General features: G+C 74.8%; 12 protein-coding genes. 7 read left to right on the forward strand and 5 right to left on the reverse strand.

Annotated elements, in window-relative coordinates; translation table 11 throughout:
* Nucleotides 1–86: 86 nt before the first annotated feature.
* Nucleotides 87–953, reverse strand: a complete 867-nt coding sequence (locus ACFU6K_RS08170) for a DUF3592 domain-containing protein (RefSeq protein WP_380661617.1) — start codon at nucleotides 951–953, stop codon at nucleotides 87–89.
* Between the two features lie 24 nt (nucleotides 954–977).
* Nucleotides 978–2,081 (reverse strand): hypothetical protein, encoded by a 1,104-nt coding sequence (locus tag ACFU6K_RS08175; RefSeq protein ID WP_380661618.1) that lies wholly within the window; start codon nucleotides 2,079–2,081, stop codon nucleotides 978–980.
* Between the two features lie 297 nt (nucleotides 2,082–2,378).
* Here ACFU6K_RS08175 and ACFU6K_RS08180 point away from each other — a divergent pair, with 297 nt between their 5' ends.
* Nucleotides 2,379–3,218, forward strand: a complete 840-nt coding sequence (locus tag ACFU6K_RS08180; protein ID WP_380661620.1) for a helix-turn-helix domain-containing protein — start codon at nucleotides 2,379–2,381, stop codon at nucleotides 3,216–3,218.
* Between the two features lie 144 nt (nucleotides 3,219–3,362).
* Nucleotides 3,363–5,171, forward strand: a complete 1,809-nt coding sequence (locus ACFU6K_RS08185; RefSeq protein ID WP_380661622.1) for an alpha/beta fold hydrolase — start codon at nucleotides 3,363–3,365, stop codon at nucleotides 5,169–5,171.
* 60 nt (nucleotides 5,172–5,231) lie between these two features.
* Here ACFU6K_RS08185 and ACFU6K_RS08190 read toward each other — a convergent pair whose 3' ends face one another.
* Nucleotides 5,232–6,713: an MFS transporter gene (locus ACFU6K_RS08190; RefSeq protein ID WP_380661636.1), complete on the reverse strand. Its 1,482-nt coding sequence runs from the start codon at nucleotides 6,711–6,713 to the stop codon at nucleotides 5,232–5,234.
* Nucleotides 6,714–6,963: 250 nt separating this feature from the next.
* Here ACFU6K_RS08190 and ACFU6K_RS08195 point away from each other — a divergent pair, with 250 nt between their 5' ends.
* Together ACFU6K_RS08195 and ACFU6K_RS08200 are read left to right on the forward strand one after the other, a co-directional pair.
* Nucleotides 6,964–7,275, forward strand: coding sequence for an ArsR/SmtB family transcription factor (locus tag ACFU6K_RS08195; protein WP_380661624.1), 312 nt, complete (start codon nucleotides 6,964–6,966; stop codon nucleotides 7,273–7,275).
* A gap of 110 nt (nucleotides 7,276–7,385) precedes the next feature.
* A complete protein-coding gene (locus ACFU6K_RS08200) occupies nucleotides 7,386–7,619 on the forward strand; it encodes a multiprotein-bridging factor 1 family protein (RefSeq protein WP_380661626.1) in 234 nt (77 codons plus the stop codon).
* A gap of 12 nt (nucleotides 7,620–7,631) precedes the next feature.
* Here ACFU6K_RS08200 and ACFU6K_RS08205 read toward each other — a convergent pair whose 3' ends face one another.
* The gene (locus ACFU6K_RS08205; RefSeq protein WP_380661627.1) at nucleotides 7,632–10,805 is read right to left on the reverse strand and encodes a putative bifunctional diguanylate cyclase/phosphodiesterase; all 3,174 of its coding nucleotides are present in this window, start codon (nucleotides 10,803–10,805) and stop codon (nucleotides 7,632–7,634) included.
* 231 nt (nucleotides 10,806–11,036) lie between these two features.
* On the opposite strand from ACFU6K_RS08205, the gene ACFU6K_RS08210 reads away from it, so the two are divergent.
* The 3 genes from ACFU6K_RS08210 (at nucleotide 11,037) to ACFU6K_RS08220 (ending at nucleotide 16,945) form a co-directional block, all read left to right on the forward strand.
* Nucleotides 11,037–14,495, forward strand: coding sequence for an amino acid adenylation domain-containing protein (locus tag ACFU6K_RS08210; protein WP_380661629.1), 3,459 nt, complete (start codon nucleotides 11,037–11,039; stop codon nucleotides 14,493–14,495).
* Nucleotides 14,492–15,313, forward strand: a complete 822-nt coding sequence (locus ACFU6K_RS08215; RefSeq protein ID WP_380661631.1) for a leucyl/phenylalanyl-tRNA--protein transferase — start codon at nucleotides 14,492–14,494, stop codon at nucleotides 15,311–15,313. The genes ACFU6K_RS08210 and ACFU6K_RS08215 overlap by 4 nt, the downstream gene beginning before the upstream one ends.
* A gap of 78 nt (nucleotides 15,314–15,391) precedes the next feature.
* A complete protein-coding gene (locus ACFU6K_RS08220) occupies nucleotides 15,392–16,945 on the forward strand; it encodes a hypothetical protein (RefSeq protein WP_380661633.1) in 1,554 nt (517 codons plus the stop codon).
* A gap of 175 nt (nucleotides 16,946–17,120) precedes the next feature.
* Here the strand turns inward: ACFU6K_RS08220 and ACFU6K_RS08225 are convergent, their stop codons facing one another.
* Entirely contained in the window at nucleotides 17,121–18,077 is a 957-nt protein-coding gene (locus ACFU6K_RS08225) for a DUF2510 domain-containing protein (RefSeq protein WP_380661634.1), read from the reverse strand.
* Nucleotides 18,078–18,238: the final 161 nt, after the last annotated feature.

An 18,238-nucleotide genomic window follows, 5' to 3' on the forward strand; every position in this document is an offset into this window, starting at 1 on the left:
GTGGGAAGTCGGCCGGGCCGACTTCCCACTCCGGGGGCGACGGGGGGCGACGGGGGCGGGCGCTACCGGGCTACCGGGCTACCGGGCTACCGGGAGAGCAGGACCACTCCCGCGACCGCCGCCGCGGCCAGGACGACGAGGGCCAGGACCGCGCAGCCGAGGTTGGCCTCCACGGACCCGCGGGTGGCGGCGAGGGCCGGTGTGAAGTCGGCCGGGTCGTCCGGCGCGTAGTGGATCACGACCTCCTGGCCGTACGCGGCGGTGGTGTCGGGCAGGCCGGAGGGCTCGTAGCCGGTGACGGCCGTCCCCTCGTGGGTGGTGAAGGAGTAGACGGGCGTCCGGCTGGTGCGGAGGTCGCCGTCCGCGTCGGTCTCGACGGTCCTGAGGACGGCGATGACGCGGCCCGTCGCTGACGCCATGGCGTCCAGCTCGGCGAGACGGCTCCTCATGCGCCGCCGCTCCCCGGGCAGGTGGAGGGCGGTGAGGACGGTGAGCGGCCCGCAGACCGCGACCAGGGCCCACGGCCAGCCCCAGTCGATCGAGGCGACGACCACCAGCCCGACGTAGATCAGCAGCACCGCGGAGTGCGGCAGGCCGAGCCCGCGATCGCCGTCCTGGAGGTCGGAGGTGAACCGGTAGGCGTGCGGTCGCCCCGGCGGGTAGCGGACCCCGACCTCCCGGCCGACCCAGGCCGTGGTGATCCGGTCGCCGGTCCCGGTGTCGTTCGTGACGACGAACTCCTCGCCGGTGGAGGGATCCCGGAAGCGGACGACCACCGCTATCCCGTCCTTCTGCGAGCTCCCGTTCCGCGGCTCCCGCACCCGTTCGATCCGCCCCGTCGTCCGTACCGTCCGCTGCGCCCGGGTCAGGCCGGCCAGCGACCGCCCGTACCCGACCAGCGCGACGAGGCCGAACACCCCGCACCACAGCGCCAGAACTCCGTGCCAGTCCATGTGGGTCCCGTTCCTGTCCGTGGTTCAGTGCGCCGAGGTGCGCCGCAGCACCCGGCCCTGCCCGTCCGCCTCCAGCACGGCGGCGCCCCCGGGCCCGGTCACGCTGACCGTGATGGTGACAGGGCCGTCGGTGCGGAGGACGGTGATGCTCCAGGCCTGCGGGGCGTGGACGCCGAGGGTGGTCCTGGCCTCCTCGACCAGGGCGGGGAACCGCTCGTAGGGCAGCGACTTCGGATCGAACTCGCGGGCCTTCGTGCCGGCCGAGGAGAACGTCACCGCCAGCAGGTTGTCCGTCACCTGGAGGGTGGTCACCGGGCCGTACTCGCCGTTCCGGGTCACGGAGTCGATCGACCGGCCCAACTCGCCGTCGTCGAGGAAGGACTGGCCGGCGCCGAGCACGACGGTGCCGGACCCGCCGGTCACCACCTCGGTCGACCCCGAGGAGGAGACCGAGGAGGAGACCGAGGGGGCCGCCGAGGAGGACGGCGGGTCGGCGGGCTGCTGCTCGAACAGGTCCGCGCGGAACAGGAATACGACGGCCGCGGCGGCGAGCAGCAGGCCGAGGAGCCCGAGGAAGCCGATGGCACGGCTCTCGGGAGGCTCGCTCAGCCTGGTCGCCTCGGGTGCGGAGTCGAGTCGGGCCCCGGCCGCCCGCTCCTCCCACTCCGGCGTCGGCCGCTTCACGATCCGCACGTCCGTCGGCCGGTCCGGCGGGTAGCGGACCACCAGGACGGTGCGCGGCACGTAGTCGGGGAGGTCGGCGACGTTGACGTCCTGGGTGAACTCCACCCGGAACGCGGGCCCGTCGTCCGGTACGACGGTGAGGTCGAACCGCACCGCCCGGTCGGTCACCTCACCCTCGGGGACGGTCCGGCCCTCGACCACCGCCAGCGCCGTCCGCGGGACGACGGCCGCCTCCCGCGCCCGCCGCGGCCGGCCGGCGAGGAGGAGCAGCAGGCCGTAGCCGATCGGAACGCCCAGGCCGCCGAGGAGCAGCGGCACCTTCTCCAGGACGACGCCGACGACCAGCCCCGCGAGCGATCCTCCGATGACGCCACCCGTCAGGAGACCACGGGCGAGGGCGATCGGCGTGTTGCGCGTGGGAGGCACGCCGGAGGTGATCGTCATACCGGTGATTGTGCCGGGTGGAGGGGCCGGCCGACAGGCCTTTGTGGACGGGGCCGATCCTTTCCGAAGTCCCGGTGCCGATCACCGCAGTTGACGGACCCGGCGGAGGACCACGGCCGGCTCCCGGTTTCGCGCGGCCGTCCGTTCGCCTTCCGGCTCGGGCCCCAACTCCTCTGCAACCATGTGCAATCGGCTCGGGGGAGGCGGCGGTGCGCGGCTACGCTTCCCGGTAGGAGCCGCACGGGGAGTGCGCCGTCCACCCCGACATTTCCAGGCAGGTGAACCATGCCCTCAGTCATGCCGTCCAGCAGCGCGGTGGCGGTCCGCAAGGAGGTCGCCGACCGGTTGCGCGAGCTGTGCCGCGACGCCGGGTTCAACGGGCGCGAGTTGGCGCTCCGGGCCGGCTGGCACCCCTCCAAGTCCTCCCGGATCATCAACGCGCTGACCTCGCCGTCCGACGAGGACATCCGCACCTGGTGCCGGCTCTGCGGGGCGGAGGGGGAGTCGGCCGACCTGATCGCCGCGACGCGTTCCGCCGAGTCGATGTACGTGGAGTGGCGGCGGCTCCAGCGCACCGGGCTCACCCGGCTGCAGAACTCCTACGTGCCGCTGTTCGAGCGCACCCGGGTGTTCCGGGTGTACAGCTCCTCCCTCGTCCCCGGACTCCTGCAAAGCCGGGGCTACGCAACGGCGTTGCTCTCCGCGATCACCCGCTTCCACGGCACCCCCGACGACGTCGCCGACGCGGTCGACGCCCGGCTCGCGCGCTCGCGGATCGTCCGGGAGGGCGGGCGGCGGTTCGCCCTGCTGATGGAGGAGTCGGTCCTGCGCCACCGGATCGGGGACGCCGGGGTGATGCGCGGGCAACTGGAGGACCTGCTGGCCGCGACCGCGCTGCCCGCCGTCTCGCTGGGGATCGTCCCGGCGGGCGCGGAGCGGGAGGTGTGGCCGCTGGAGACCTTCAGCGTCTACGACGGCGAGCAGGTGGAGGTGGAGACCCTCACGGCCAGCCTGACCGTCACCCGGCCCCGCGAGATCGCCCACTACCTGGACGCCTTCGAGAAGTTGTCCGGTGCGGCCGTGTACGGGGACCGGGCCCGGGCGTTGATCGGATCGGCGCTCGACACGCTCGGGTGACGCCGCGGATACCACGGTCCGATGATCGGCAAGGGAGGACGACCAAGAACCACCTATCCGAGCGAATCTGACGGTGCATCAGTTAGCGTCCGGTCACTCCGGACCATGATGCGGTCAGTATCCGTTACGGAAAAGGTGGTTCGCATGGCCAGTATCAGTGGGCAGCCGATCCCGGCGATCACCGAGGCGACCCTCACGGAGATCGCCGACAGCGGCCTCCGGGGCCCCGGCAACACCGTCAACCAGGCCGTCGTCGACCTCGGCAACGCCCTGGTGGCGGCCGTCCAGGGCGACGAGGGCGTCCAGCTCCCGCCGGAGCTGGCCGAGCTGGTGGCCCAGGTGCGGCGGATCGCCGAGGTCGAGGTCACCGGGATCCCCGTCGAGGAGAACCTCAAGCTGTCGGCGTTCACCATCAAGCTGCACGGCGACGAGCCGCGCCCGGTCGTGATCCTGCCGGCGGGGTGGAACCCGCTCGGCTGGCTGCCCTTCGTCTACGCCTACTTCAAGCTGGCGCTGCGCGGCTACCACGTGCTGACCTACACCCCGCGCGGCCTCGGCTACCCGGGCTGGATCTCCACCTCCGGGGGGCACATCGACGTCGCCGGGCCCAAGGACTGGGCCGACGGCTCGAAGGTCATCACCTACGCGCAGGAGCAGTTCAGCCCGAGCAAGGTCGGCTTCCTCGGCATCTCCTACGGCTCCGGGATCAGCCAGCTGGTCGCCGCGCACGATGGGGGCAAGCGGGTCAAGGCCGTGGTCGCGCTGAGCACCTGGGGCAACCTGGCCACCAGCCTCTATTCCAACGACACCCGGCACGTGGAGGCCGTCAACCTGCTGGTCGGCTTCACCGGCGGGGAGCGGGACGACAAGTTCGACGAGGAGGCCCGGGACATCCTCGACAAGTTCGACCAGAACCGCGACCTCGACGACGTGGTCGCCTGGGGCACCGAGCGCTCGCCGGAGACGTACCTGGACAAGACCAACGAGCGCGGCATCCCGACCTACATCTCCAACACCTGGCACGAGACCCTCTTCCCGGTCGCCCCGGTGATCGACGTCCACAACCGGCTGACCGTGCCGAAGCAGCTGAACCTGTGGATCGGCGACCACGGCGCGCCGGAGGGTGCCGGGCTGTCCGGCCTGCTGACCCACCTGCCGTTCCCCGGCCTGGCGGAGCCCCTCCGGGAGGCCTACGACTTCCTGGACCACCACCTGCTGGGCGCCGACAACGAGGCGCCGAACCGCAAGCGGGTGACCAACCAGGTCATGTTCACCTACAAGACCAAGCCGGTGCTGGGCGGCGGGCAGCGGATCACCGAGGCCGCCCGCCGCGAGGGCCACGACTCGTGGGCGGACGTCACCACCGGCACGGAGTCCTGGTACCTCACCGGCGTCAACGGCGACGGTGACGGCGCGCTGGCCGACAAGCAGGCCGCCGGCTGGTCGCGGAGCTTCACCGCCGGCCTGGAGACCAAGGCCACCGCGGTGGACGAGGTCATGGGGACGGGCCAGAAGGAGTGGACGGGCAACCCCAAGAAGTACGTCCTGGCCGAGTTCGAGCGGGAGAACCTGCTGGTCTGGTCGACGGACCCGCTGACCGGCAGCGGCGAGGCGGCCCGCCGCATCCGGGGCGCCGCGGCGGTCCGGCTGACCGTGCGCAGCACCGCGGACGCCGCCACCCTGGTGGCCTACCTGTTCGACGTCGCCCCGGACGGCACCGCGCGGATCATCACCCACGAGCCCTACACCGTGCTCGGCCTGACGCCCGGCCAGGACACCACCGTCGGCTGGGAGCTCCAGCCCGCCGCGTACGACGTGCCGGTCGGCCACCGGGTGGCGCTGGTCGTCAACAGCCGTGACCGGCTGTACGCCTTCACGGGCGAGGAGGGCAGCACCACCACCATCGGCTCGCCGAACGGGCACGAGTCCCGGCTGGAGCTGCCCCTGGGCTGATCCGGACGCTGCTCCGGGCCCGGCCCGTCGCCCTCGGGGCGGCGGGCCGGTCGGCGTCCGTCAGGCCGTGGTCCTGGCGGTGGAGCCGCGCAGCAGGACCGCGATGAGGACGGAGAGCAGTACGCCGACCGCCGCCAGGCCCCACAGCACGGAGTGGAAGGCGGAGTCGTAGGCGTGCGCGAGGAAGTCCGTGAACGCGCGGTGGTCGGTGGCGCCGGAGAGTTCGGCGGCGCCCGCGAGGTCCCCGCCGGCCGCCCGGTCGGCGACCTCGCCGGCCCGGGAGGCGCCCGGCTGCGCGCCGATGCCGTCGGCGACCCGGGTGCCGAGCGCGGTGGCCAGCGCGGAGCCGTACACCGCGACGGCGACGGCCTCGCTGCCCAGGCGCAGGGTGTTGAGGAAGCCCGCCGCCATGCCCGCCTTGGCCGGGTCGACCAGCGCCAGCGCCTGGCCGTCGACCAGGCCGGCCGACAACCCCATCCCGGCGCCGGTGACCAGCATCGGGGCGGCGAGCAGCAGCACGGTGGCGGAGGGGGAGAGCAGGGTGAGGGCGAGGTCGCCGGCCACCAGGCAGGCCAGGCTGAGGAGGACCAGGGCGAGCGGGCGCACGCCGCGGGAGACCAGCCTGGCGGCGAGCATCGGCAGGACCAGCACCGGTGCGGTGAGCAGCAGCATCAGCAGCCCGGCGGCGCCGGTGCCGCGGCCGGTGACGGCGGTCAGGTAGCTCGGCAGGTAGGTGAGCACGGTGACGAAGCCGAAGGAGGCGGCCACCGGCACCAGGCACAGGCCGAGGAAGCGGCGGTTGCGCAGCATGCCGAGGTCCAGCATCGGGTGGGCGCTGCGGTGCTCGACGGCCGCGAAGACGCCGAGGACGACGACCGCGCCGAGGAACAGTCCGAGCACGCCCGCGCTGCCCCAACCCCACTGGGAGCCCTGGACGATGGCGGTGGTGAGCAGCACCATGGCGAGCACGAACAGCGCGCTGCCGGGGACGTCGATCCGCCCGCCGCCGGTGGTGCCGGTGCCGGCGGGTGCGGCGGTCACGGCGGCCACGGCGCGGGCGATCGCGGGCAGCGCGAGCAGGACGAACGCCAGGGCGACGGCGTGCACCGCGAACACCCAGCGCCAGCCGAGGCCCTGCACCAGTACGCCGGCCAGCGACGGGCCGAGGGCGACGCCGACCCCGGCGACGGTGCCGAACAGCGCGAAGGCCCTGGCGCGGGCCGGGCCGTCGAAGACGGTGGAGAGGATCGCCGCGCCGCAGGAGAAGATCGCGGCGCCGCCGATGCCGGTGAGGGCCCGGGCGGCGTCCAGCCACAGCACGTCGGCGGCGACGGCGCTGGCGAGCGAGCCGAGGGCGTAGAGGGCGACGCCGGCGGCGAAGGCCCTGGCCCGGCCGATGACGTCGGCGACCGAGCCCCAGACCAGGGTGAAGCAGGCGAAGGCCACGTTGAAGGCGTTGACCACCCACTGGAGCGGGGCGAGGTCGGCGTGGGTGCCGGCGCCGATCCGGGGGAGGGCGACCGCGGTGCCGGAGATGGACATCGGGACGACGAAGACCGCGAGGAGGACGGCGGCGAGGACGGGCGTGCGGGCGGGGCGCCGCCGCTGGTCGGGGGCACCGGACGGCGCGGGCCGCGTGGCCTGCGGGGTCTGTGCGCTCTGCGTGCTCAAGGGGGCGTGACTCCAGGCTTGAACCGGCCACGGGGTGGCCAGGTACGGATTTGATCGAACCTAAAGCTGTCATGGCGTCGAGGTACGATGCAACCCATACCTTGCCGAGGAGGAGGAACCGATGCCCGACGCCGAAGGCCACCCCTCGATCGGGGAGATGGACCTGCGCACCGTCCTGGGCGCGCTCGCCGACCCGCTGCGCTACGGCGTGGTCGCGGCCCTGCTGCGGGAGGGCGAGGGGGCGGCGCGCACCTGCGCCTCCTTCAATCTCCCGGTCTCCAAGTCCACCCTCACCCACCACTTCCGGGTACTGCGCGAGTCCGGCCTGATCCGCCAGGTCGACCGCGGCAACAGTCGGGCCGCCACGCTGCGCCGCGAGGACCTCGACCGGCGCTTCCCGGGGCTGCTCGACCTGGTCCGCGCCGACTCCTGACCGCGGGGCAGGCCCAAGCGGAGGTCAAGGAACCTTGACCTCCGCTTGGGTCCGTCCCGGGCTGACGGCATGTCAGACTGTGCGCCCCACAGGCCGATGAGGAGAGTTCGGTGGATCTGGCGCGCCCCCTGATCGAGGACTTCCCCGCCCACCCGGACGGTGACCCCGCCGACGCCCTGGCCCGCGCCGTCCGAGCCCGCCGCGCCGCCCTCGGCCTCACCCTCCGCGACCTCGCCGCCCGCGCCGGCCTCCCGGAGGCCGACGTCCGGGCCGTCGAGGCGGGGCACGCGAGGCCGACGCTGGCGCTGCTCACGGTGCTGTCGCGCGCCCTGCGGAAGGCGTAGCCGGGGAGGTCCTCAGACCGGTTCGTAGGAGGTCCGGCGGACCAGGGCGCGGGCGTGGGGGGAGTCCATGGGGTGGGCGAAGAGGTACCCCTGGCCGAGCGGGCAGCCCATGGCGGCGAGCAGGTCGCGCTGGTCGGGGTGTTCGATGCCCTCGGCGATGACCTGGACGCCGAGGGTGTCGGCGATCCGGGTGATGCCCTCGACCAGGGCGTACTGCTGGGGCGAGTGGCCGAGGCCGTCGATGAAGGACTTGTCGATCTTGAGCAGGGAGATCGGGAACTCGCGCAGGTAGGACAGCGAGGAGTAGCCGGTGCCGAAGTCGTCGATGGCGATGCCGACGCCGAGGCCGGACAGGGTGGCCATGTCGGCGTGGATGCGGTCGTCGCGGCGCATCAGCACCGACTCGGTGAGCTCCAGGACGAGGGTGTGGGGGTCGATGCCGGTGGCGGCCAGCGCCCGGCGGACCACGTCCACGAAGCCGGCGTCGCGGAACTGGCGGGCGGAGACGTTGACGTTGACCCGCAGCGGCGGCCGGCCCGCGGCCGTACGGGCCGCGGAGCTCGCGGCCTGCCAGGCGGCGACCTCCTGGGCGGCGCGTTCCAGCACCCAGGCGCCGAGCGGGACGATCTGGCCGCTCTCCTCGGCGAGGGCGATGAACTCGTCGGGCAGCACCATGCCGCGCCGGTCGTGCGGCCAGCGGACCAGCGCCTCGAAGGCGACCAGATCGCCCGAGCGCAGGTCGACGATCGGCTGGTAGTACAGCTGGAAGGCCGATTCCGCGATCGCCGAGTCGAGGTGCTCGTTCAGCTCGTGCCGCTCCACCATGCCGGTCTGGAGGGCCGGCCGGTAGTGGCGCCACTGGCGGCGGCCGGCCGCCTTGGCGGAGTAGAGCGCGAGGTCGGCGTGGGTGAGCAGCTCGGTCGCGTCCACGCTGTCCTCGGTGGTCGCCACGCCGATGCTGGCCGTCACCCGCACCGTGCCCGACTTGAGCTTGAACGGTTCGGCGAAGACCGCCAGCACCCCGGACGCGATGGTGTCCACGTCGGCGGGCCGTTTCGCGTCCTCCACCAGGACGGCGAACTCGTCGCCGCCGAGCCGGGCGGCGGTGTCCGAGGCACGCAGCGCGGTGGAGATCCGCAGCGAGACGGCGACCAGCAGCTCGTCGCCGACCGCGTGCCCCTGGGTGTCGTTGACCACCTTGAAGTCGTCCAGGTCGATGAAGAGCACCCCGGTGACGGCCCCGCTGCGCTCGCCCCGGGAGAGCGCGTGCCCGACCCGGTCCTGGAACAGCACCCGGTTGGCCAGGCCGGTCAGCGAGTCGTGGAAGGCCCGGTGGGTCAGTTCGCGCTCCATCTGCCGCTGCTCGGTCACGTCGCGCAGGGTGAGCACCAGGGCGCCGACGGTCGGGTCCGCGCGCAGGTCGTCGGAGCGGACCTCGGCCTCGATCGGGGTGCGGTCCTGGCGCAGCAGCCGCCAGTGCTCGCGCGGCTGCTCGCCCCGGGGCTGCTCGGCGGCCTCGCGCATCCTGGCCAGCGCCTTGCCGACCTCCCGGCTGTCCTCGGGCGGGACCAGGTCGGTCAGCGGGGTGCCGGCCAGGTCGGGGCGGCCGAGCACCGTCGCGGCGGACGGGGAGGCGTAGCGCACGCCGTCGTCGGCGTCGAGGATCAGGATGACGTCGCTGGCGTTCTGCACCAGGGTGCGGAAGTACAGCTCGCTGTTGCGGCGGGTGACCTCGCGGCTCAGCACCACCCGCTCGACCGCGAGGGCCGCCTGCGCGGCGAGGATCTCCAGCGAGCTCCAGAGGCCGGCCAGCTCCTGCTCGGTCCCGGTGACGACGAGCGCGCCGATCAGCGGGTCGCCGGAGGGGCGCTCGGCGAGGGTGAGCGGGCAGACCAGGGCGTACGGCATGCCGCCGAGGCGGGCGAGGAGGCCGCCGTCGGTCGGGGCGGCGGCGGGGTCCAGGCCGAGCGAGCCGACGGGCAGCAGCAGGGTCTCCCGGGCGGTGGCGAGCTCCAGCACCCGGTCGGACTGTGCGGTGTCCCCGGGCGTGGGCCCGGGGGCGTCGCTCCCGGCGTGCCGGACGTGCAGCACCCCGGCCTCGGCGACGGAGAGCAGGGCGACGTGCCCGGCCTCGGCCGGCATCAGGGTGGAGGCGGCGGACTGGACGGCGTCCGCGACCTCCCCCACCGTGACGGCCGCGGTCAGCCGGGCACCCGCCTCGCGCAGCGTCCGCTCACGGGCCACGGCCTGCCTGCGGGCGGAGACGACCACCGCCAGCCGGGCCAGCACCAGCAGGTAGAGCACCGCCGAGAAGGCGCCGATCACACCCGCGTTGCTGGTGTTGCCGGCCAGCGCCTCGATGATCAGGATCGCCGGGGCGATCAGCGAGGCGAGGGTGAGCAGCACCAGCCGGGCGGTGCTCAGGTCCGGCTGCTGGGTGGGCACCGGCCGGGTCAGCTCGACCATCGACGGGTGCAGCGCCGCCGCGCCCCAGGCCGTGTAGAAGGCGGCCCAGCCGAGTTCGACGGGCGTGCCGATGTGCCAGGTGCCGTGCAGCTGGATCAGCCCGTACAGCACGTCGGAGACCATGATGCCGAGCGAGCCGACGGCGAGCAGCTGCAGGGAGCGGGAGTTGCCGCCGCGCGGGGTCAGCAGCCGCAGCAGCAGGGCGAGCACGACCACGTCGCCGAGCGGGTAGGCGATCGAGACGGCCTTCTGGAACCAGTCGAGGTCCGGGTTCCGGGCGTACGGGAGGATCAGGTAGATCCAGGCGAGCAGGGCCAGCCCCATGGTGGGGACGAGGGCGTCGAGCAGCCCGGCGCGGTCCTGACGGGCCGTGCGCCAGCGGATGAAGCCCAGCACGCCGACCGCGTACAGCACGTACTCGGCGAGGTAGAAGCCGTCCGCGACGGACGGGAACGGGTTGGGCACGTGCAGGATGTCCAACTGGACGGCCTGCACCACCTCGCCCACCGTGAAGCTGAGGTTGGCGAGCGCCAGCACGTACCAGTACCGCGCGTGCGCGGGACGGTTGAGGCGGACGCCGACCACGATGGCGGCGACGCCGCCGAGGCCGATGCCGGTCCACCAGATGATCCGCTGGCCGGGATTCGCGTAGTAGATGCCGGTGAACAGCACCATCCAGAGCAGGTAACAGACCATCAGGTGTTGTCGCCGGCGAGTCAACGAGGCTACCTCCTCCACGACATCACCCCGCCGGTCGGGCGGGGGAGTTCGGGTGAGGACGGGGCGGGCCGGGCGTAGCAGCCGGTCCGGGTGGGGCGGGTGAGCGCTTTCGCGCAGCAGCGAGGCGTCCGGTGGGGGGTGCGACCGGACGTCCTCGACGGGGCAGGAGTGCGTATAGTCGGAAATGTCGCACTCCCCAGCATTCTGCCGCCACAGCACGAGGTCAAGCCGGTGGACGACGCAGTAGACAGCGCACAGGGCGTACGAACGGATGTGGGCTCCGGCCGTCACGCCGTGGTCCGCAACGGCAACGGTCAGTATGCGATCTGGCCGGGGGACTTGACCGTCCCGGCCGGCTGGCGGCAGGTCCACGGGCCGGCCGGGCGGGCCGACTGCCGGGACTGGGTGGAGCGCGAGTGGCACCCGGCCGGGCTGGGCTTCGCCGACGGCACCCCCGCACGGCGGGCGGCGGGCGCAGTCGCCGCCCCGGCGGACGGATCGACGGACCCGTCGGCCGGATTCCCGCACCCGGTCGCCGGATTCGCGGACACGGTGCACGGGCTGTTCCGCGCGCGGGCGGCGCACGACCCCGGGGCGGTCGCCGTCGTCGCCGCGGACGCCACGCTGAGCTACCGCGAACTCGACCTGCGCAGCGACCGGTTGGCCGCCGCGCTGCGGGCGCGCGGGACCGGCCCGGAACGGGTGGTGCCGGTCTGCCTGGACCGCGGGGCGGGCCTGGTCACCGCCTGGCTGGCGGTGCTCAAGGCCGGCGGGGCCTTCCTGCCGCTGGACCCGGCCCACCCGCGGCGGCGACTGGCCCGGTTGGTCGAGGACTGCGGGGCTCGGGTGGCGGTCGCGGACGGTGACGGCGTCCCGGAAGCGCCCGGGGTGTCCGTGCTCGGGGTGTCCGCGCTCGGGGCCGCGCTCGGGCCGGAGGACGACGGGGAGCCCCTGGACTCCCGGGGGTTCTTCGCCGGGGACGACGGCGCCGCCCCCGACGACCTCGCCTACCTGATCTACACCTCCGGCACCACCGGCCGCCCCAAGGGCGTCCCCGTCACCCACCGCGCACTGCTGTTCACCCTCGACCGGATCATCCACGCCTACCGGCTGCGCCCCGGCGAACGCGTCCTGCAACTGGCCGCGCTGGGCTCCGACACCGCGCTGGAGCAGGTGTTCGGCGCGCTGCTCGCGGGCGCGACGGTGGTGCTCGGCGGGGGCGGCGGCGCGGGCGGCACCTGGGCGCCCACCGAGCTGGCCGGCCGGCTGCCCGGGCTGGGCCTGGCCGTCGCCGACCTCACCCCCGCCTACTGGCACCACCTGCTCGACCTGCTCCCGCCCGGCGGGCCCGGCCCCCAGGGGCTGCGCCTGGTGGTGGTCGGCGGGGACGCCGTGCACGCCGCCGACTGCCGCCACTGCCTGGAGCGGCTGCCGGGCGCCCGGCTGATCAACGCGTACGGGGTCACCGAGGCGGCCGTCACCTCGACGCTCTGCGAGGTCACCGCCGAGCTGCTCGACGGGGGCGGCGGCAGCTCCGCGGGGGCGGGCGGCACCCCGGCCGCGCCCGTGCCGATCGGACGGCCGCTGCCCGGGGTGCGGGTGCACGTGCTGGACGCCCGGCTGCGCCCCGTCCGGCCCGGGGAGAAGGGGCAGATCCACCTCGGCGGGCCCGGCCTGGCCCGGGGCTACTGGCGGCAGGCCGGGCTCACCGCCGAGTCCTTCCTGCCCGACCCGTACGCGCCGCTGCCCGGCGAGCGGATGTACCGCACCGGCGACGCCGGGCGGTGGCGGGCGGACGGGCAGCTGGAGATCCTCGGCCGCTTCGACGACCAGGTGAAGGTGCGCGGGCACCGGGTGGACCCGGCCGAGGTCGAGGCCGTCCTGGCCGCGCACCCGGACGTCCGGCAGGCCCGGGTCGCGGCCGACGGCGAAGCGGCCGACGGCAGCCGCACGCTCACCGCGTACTACACGCCCGCCTCCGGGACGGCCGTCGGTGCGCCGGGGCTCCGGGCGTTCCTGGCCGACCGGCTGCCGGAGTACCTGGTGCCGGCCGAGTTCGTGCCGCTGGAGGCGATGCCGCTCACCGCGGCGGGGAAGATCGACCGGCGGCGGCTGCCGCACGCACCGGTGCGCTCCCCGGCGGCGGCTCCCGTTCCCCCGTCGGCCGATTCGTCGGCCCCCGCGCCCGACCCCGCCGGGTCGGGGGCCGGGGCGGGGGCGCTGGAGGCGGCCGTCGGGCAGCTGTGGGCGGAGCTGCTCGGCGTCGAACACGTCGGCCCGGACGCCGACTTCTTCGTGCTCGGCGGCACCTCGCTGCTCGCGATGGAGATGCTGGCGCGGGCCCGGATCATGCTCGGCATCGACGTCGGGCAGGTGCGGACGCTCACCCGGGCGCTGCTGCGCGAGCCCGTCCTGCGCGCCTTCGCGGCGGCGCTGTCGGCGGCGCGCACGGACGCCCCCGCCGGGGCCGTACGGGACGCCGCGGTCGACTGGTTCGCCGAGGCCCGGCTCACCGAGGGCCTCCGGCAGTCCTGGAGCCCGGCGCCCTCCCGCGCCGAACCCGCCGAGATCCTGCTCACCGGCGCCACCGGCTTCTGCGGCGCCCACCTGCTGCACGCGCTGCTCGCCACCACCCGGGCGCGCATCCACTGCCTGGTCCGCGCGCCCGACGAGGAACACGCGCTGGAACGGCTGCGGGCGGCGCGCCAGCGCTTCCTGCGGCAGGACCTCGCCGACCGGCGGGTGGTGCCGCTGGTCGGCGACCTCACCCGGCCGAAGCTCGGCCTGACGGACCGTCAGTTCGACTGGCTGGCCGGGCACCTGGACGCGATCCACCACCTCGGCGGGCAGGTCAACTTCCTCTACCCGTACCATCAGCTGCGTCCGGCCAACGTCGGCGGCACCCGGGAGGTCGTCCGGCTCGCCGGGCACAGCCGGGGCATCCCCGTGCACTACCTCTCCACCCTCGCCGTGCTGGCCGGCTTCGGCGCGGCCGGCGTCCCGAAGGTCACCGAGCGGACCCCGCTCGCCCACCCCGAACGGCTCGGCGTCGGCTACGTCGAGAGCAAGTGGGTCGCCGAACAGCTGCTGCACAACGCGGCCGCCGCCGGGCTGCCGGTCACCGTGCTGCGCACCAACGACGTCACCGGGGACCTCGCGGCCGGGGCGATGAACACCGGCACCGAACTGTGCGCGCTGATCGCCTACGTGGCCGACAGCGGGACCTACCCGGACGTGCGGCTGCTGCTCGACTTCGTCCCCGCCGACCGCTTCGCCCGGGCCGTCGCCCACATCGCCGCCCACGCGCCCGCCGCCGGCGAGGTCTACCACCTCAGCTCCCCGCACCCGGGCACCCTCGCCGACCTCGCCGAGCGGCTGCGGGCGCGCGGCCACCGGATCGCCCCGCTGCCGTACGGGGACTGGGTGCGGCGGCTGGTCCGGTTCGCCGCCGGGAACCCGACGCACCCGATCGCGCCGTTCGTCCCGCTGTTCGTGGACCGCGCGCCGGGGTCGGAGCTGTCGGTCGGCGAGATGTACTTCCGGCCGACGTTCCCGCTGTTCGAGCGGGCGAACGCGGACGCGGCGCTGGCCGGGAGCGGGATCGAACTGCCGCCGGTGGAGGTGGGGTTGATCGACCACTACCTGGCGGGGCTGGAGCGGGAGGGCTTCCTGCGGGCGGCGTCGACGTGAGCCCCTCCGAGGCGCTCGAAGCGCTGGACGTGCTGGACGCGCTGGACGTGCGGCACGGGCCCGGCGACGGCCCGGTGGCCTTCGGCGGGTCGCTCGGCGCGCTCGGCCCCGAGGGGCTGCTGGCGGCGTACCGGCACGGGCTGTTCCCGCTGCCGGCGGCGGACGTGTACGCGAGCGCGTACAGCGAGGCGGTGTACGGGGACGCCGTCGAGGCGGGCGAGATGGCGCTGCTGCCCGGCGGGGCGGACCCGTACGCGCTGGCCTGGTGGTCGCCCGACCCCCGGCCGGTGATCGCGGCCGACGGCGTCCGGCTTGGGAGCCGGCTGGCGCGGCGGCTGCGCAACCGGTCCACGTGGTGGACGAGCGCGGACCGGGCCTTCGGGCGGGTGCTGGCGGCCTGCGCCGAGGGGCGTCAACCGGTCTGGCTCACCAAGGAGTTGGCGGCGGTGCTGGTGCGGCTGCACGAGCTGGGGGCGGCGCACAGCGGGGAGGTGTGGGAGGGGGAGGAGCTGATCGGCGGGGTGTTCGGGATCGCGGTCGGGCCGGTGTTGAGCCTGGACTCGATGTTCCACCGCCGCCCGGACGCCGCCCGGGTCGCCGTCGCGGACCTCGGGGCGCGGTTCGGCGCGGCGGGCGGGCGGCTGCTCGACGCCCAGTGGGACGGGCCGCACGTGCGGAGCCTCGGGGCCGAGCCGATGGCGCGCTCGCGGTACCTCGCGGAGCTGTCGGGCGGGGGTGGGGGCGGGGCTCCTGGTGTGGTGCCGGACGGGGCGCCGCTTCCGGCGGCACGGCTCGGTCGATCGGCGCGGCCGGGCTGACCTGCGGTTAAACCTGATCGTGCTGGCTTTTTGGCCTGTCTTCGACAAACTTATTCCTCGTCAGTAACATGACGCCGTGTGTTCAAAAGTTCGATAGGCAGGGCCTCCGGTCCCGCCGTCCTCACCCTCACCCTCATCCTCGCCGGGGCCACCGCGTGCGGGCCGACCGGCCCCGGCACCACCCAGGCCGGTGCCGAACCGGCCGCCGCCACCGTCGCCGACCCGGCCGCGACCGCCGCCGGGGGCAGCCCGGCGGCCGCCGCCCGGCCCGCCGGTGCCACCCCGCACGCCAGAGCGGCGAGCCCCGCCGCCGGCCGTCCGACCCCGGGCAAGGCGCCCGTCACCGCCGCACCCGCCGGCGACCAGCAGGCCGCGATCGGCAGCCCCGGCAAGGACGGTGGCGCGGTCACGGCGGCGACGAAGAACCTCCAGCTGACGGCGTACGACCCGGCGGGCGGGACGGCGGTGCTGTCGGCGACGGGGGCGGCCGCCACGGCCCCGGCTCCGTCAACTCCCGCCCCCGGCGCCGCTCCTGGCGCCTCTCCCAGTGCCGTTCCGAGCGCCGCTCCCAGTGCGGCTACCGCCGCCGTCCAGCCCGGGCAGCTGATCGCCAGCCCGCCCACCGCCGCCGCACCGCAGGGCGCGCTGGTCGCCGTCACCGGCGTCCGCCCCGGCGCGGGCAACACGCTCGCCCTGACCACCCGCCCGGCCACCCTGGCCGAACTCCTCGGCGGCACCGAGGCCGACGGCAACGTCCCCGTCGACCCGCACGGCATCACGGTGACCCCGCTGGTCAAGGACCTCAAGGCCACCGCGGGCCTGACCGGCAACGGCGTCCAGGCCGACGCCTCCGGCACCCTGGAGGTGAACCTCAAGGCCCCCGTTCCGCTGCCCGACGGCGCCAGCCTCGACGCCTCCGGCTCGCTCCAGCTCCACCCGGCCGTCCACTTCGCCTACCACGGCGCCGCGGCCGGCAGCCCGCGCACCGCCTCGATCGGCTTCGACCTCGGCGCCCACGCGCAGTGGAAGGTCACCGGCGACGCCGCCCGCAGCACCGGTGCGGCACCCGTCCGGGTGCCCTTCGCCAAGCTGCAGGCCAGCCCGGTGCTGACGGTCGCCGGCCTGCCGGTGGTCGTCAACCTCGGCCTCACCTGCTACCTGGAGGTCAGCGCCGACGGCCAGGTCCACCTGGAGGCGGAGCAGGACGCCACCGGCACCTGGGCGGTCCGCGCCGACTACACCGGCGGCAAGGGCTGGACCCCGGTCACCAATGCCGAGACCAAGGTCACCCCGGTGCACGTGCGGCTCGACGGCAAGGCGGGCGTGCGGGCCGCGCTCGGCGCCGAGATCAGCCTCGGCCTGTACGACACCGTCGGCGTGGAGGCCACCGTCGCCCCCTACCTGCGCGCCCAGGCCGAGGGCTCGCTGGTCGCCGACTCCTCCGGCAACCCGCCGCAGGTGCAGGGCAGTTGGTCGCTGGCCGGCGGCGTCGACCTGAACGGCTCGCTGCTCGCCCACCTGAAGGTCTTCGGCACCCCGATCATCGAGGGCAAGCTGCCGCTGCCGCCCTTCCACCGGGAGTGGCCGCTGCTCGGGGGCTCGGCGACGCTGCCCGCGCCGCAGCACAGCTGACTCGACGTCATCTCGTGGGCCCCTCGCCGGAGTCGTCCGGTCGAGGGGCCCTCGTCATGGGCGGGCCCGGATCGGCCGAGGACCGGGTCGGTCGACGCCCGGGTCGACGCTCGGACCGGCCGAGGTTCGTACCGGCCGACGCTCGGACCGGCCGGCGGCGCCCCGGAACGGTGTGTCAGGTGCCGCTGGTCGGGGAGTCGTCCTTCTTGACGCCCAGGAGGATCTGGTCCAGCACCGAGACGTCCGGGGCGGCCGGGTCCTCGTCCACGCCGCCGTCGAAGACCACGTAGCCGCCGCCCTTGGCGGGGAGGGCGGCCAGCAGGACGAACCCCTGGGTGCCGTCGGTGTTGGTGATGTGCCAGCGGGTCGCGTACCCGGCCACACCGGCCACGGTGATGGTGCCCGAGCCGTAGTCGGTCTGCGAGGCCATCCCGCTGAAGATCTGCTTGGCGACCGTCGGCATGGCCGCGTCGGCGGCGGCCTTGGGGGTGTCGCCCTGGACGGCGTTCTTCTCCACCGAGAACCGGCCGCGGATGCAGGCCTTGCCGTTCGCGCAGGTGTAGCGGCCGCTGCCGAGGTAGACCGACCACTGCGGGGTGTCGGTCGACGAGACCTCCCAGCCCTCGAACACCGGCAGGGTGATCGAGTGCTGCTTGTCCGCGACGGTGCTCCGGAGGACCGGGGCGGGCTTGGGCGTGGACGGCTTCGGGGCGGGGGTGGGGCTGGTCGTCGGGCCGGTGCTGCTGGTGACGGGGACGGTCGGGTCCGCCGCCGGGTCGCCGCCGTGGCTGAGCGCGATTCCGGCGACGCTGCCGCCGATCGCCAGCACACCGACCGCGATGCTGATGAGCACGCCCGGCTTGACCCGCTTGGGAGTCGGGCCCGGGGCGGGGGTCGGGGGCGGGTAGCCGGGACCGGGCTGCCCGTAGCCCGGGCCGGGGTAGGCCTGCTGGGCCGGGTAGGCCGGGTACGCCTGCTGTGCCGGGTACGCCTCCTGGCCCGGGTAGCCGTAGGCGCCCTGGGCCGGCCGGACGTCGCTGGTCCAGGCGTTGCCGTCCCACCAGCGCTCGTGGCCGGGGGCGCCGTCCGGACCGGGGACCGGGTACCACCCGGGAGGCGTCTCGTTGTTCACGGCCGTACGCTACCCGGCGGTGCGCCGCCCGGGCCGGGGAGGGGTGCCGCGCCCGCCGGCACCCGCGCGGGCGGTGGCCGCGAGGGTCACGGCCGTGGCCGCGGCGAGGGCCGCCCACGCGGCGGTGAAGCCGTGGGTGGTGTCGCGGAGCAGCCCGAGGG

Source organism: Kitasatospora sp. NPDC057512 (assembly GCF_042802135.1).
GTDB lineage: Bacteria > Actinomycetota > Actinomycetes > Streptomycetales > Streptomycetaceae > Kitasatospora.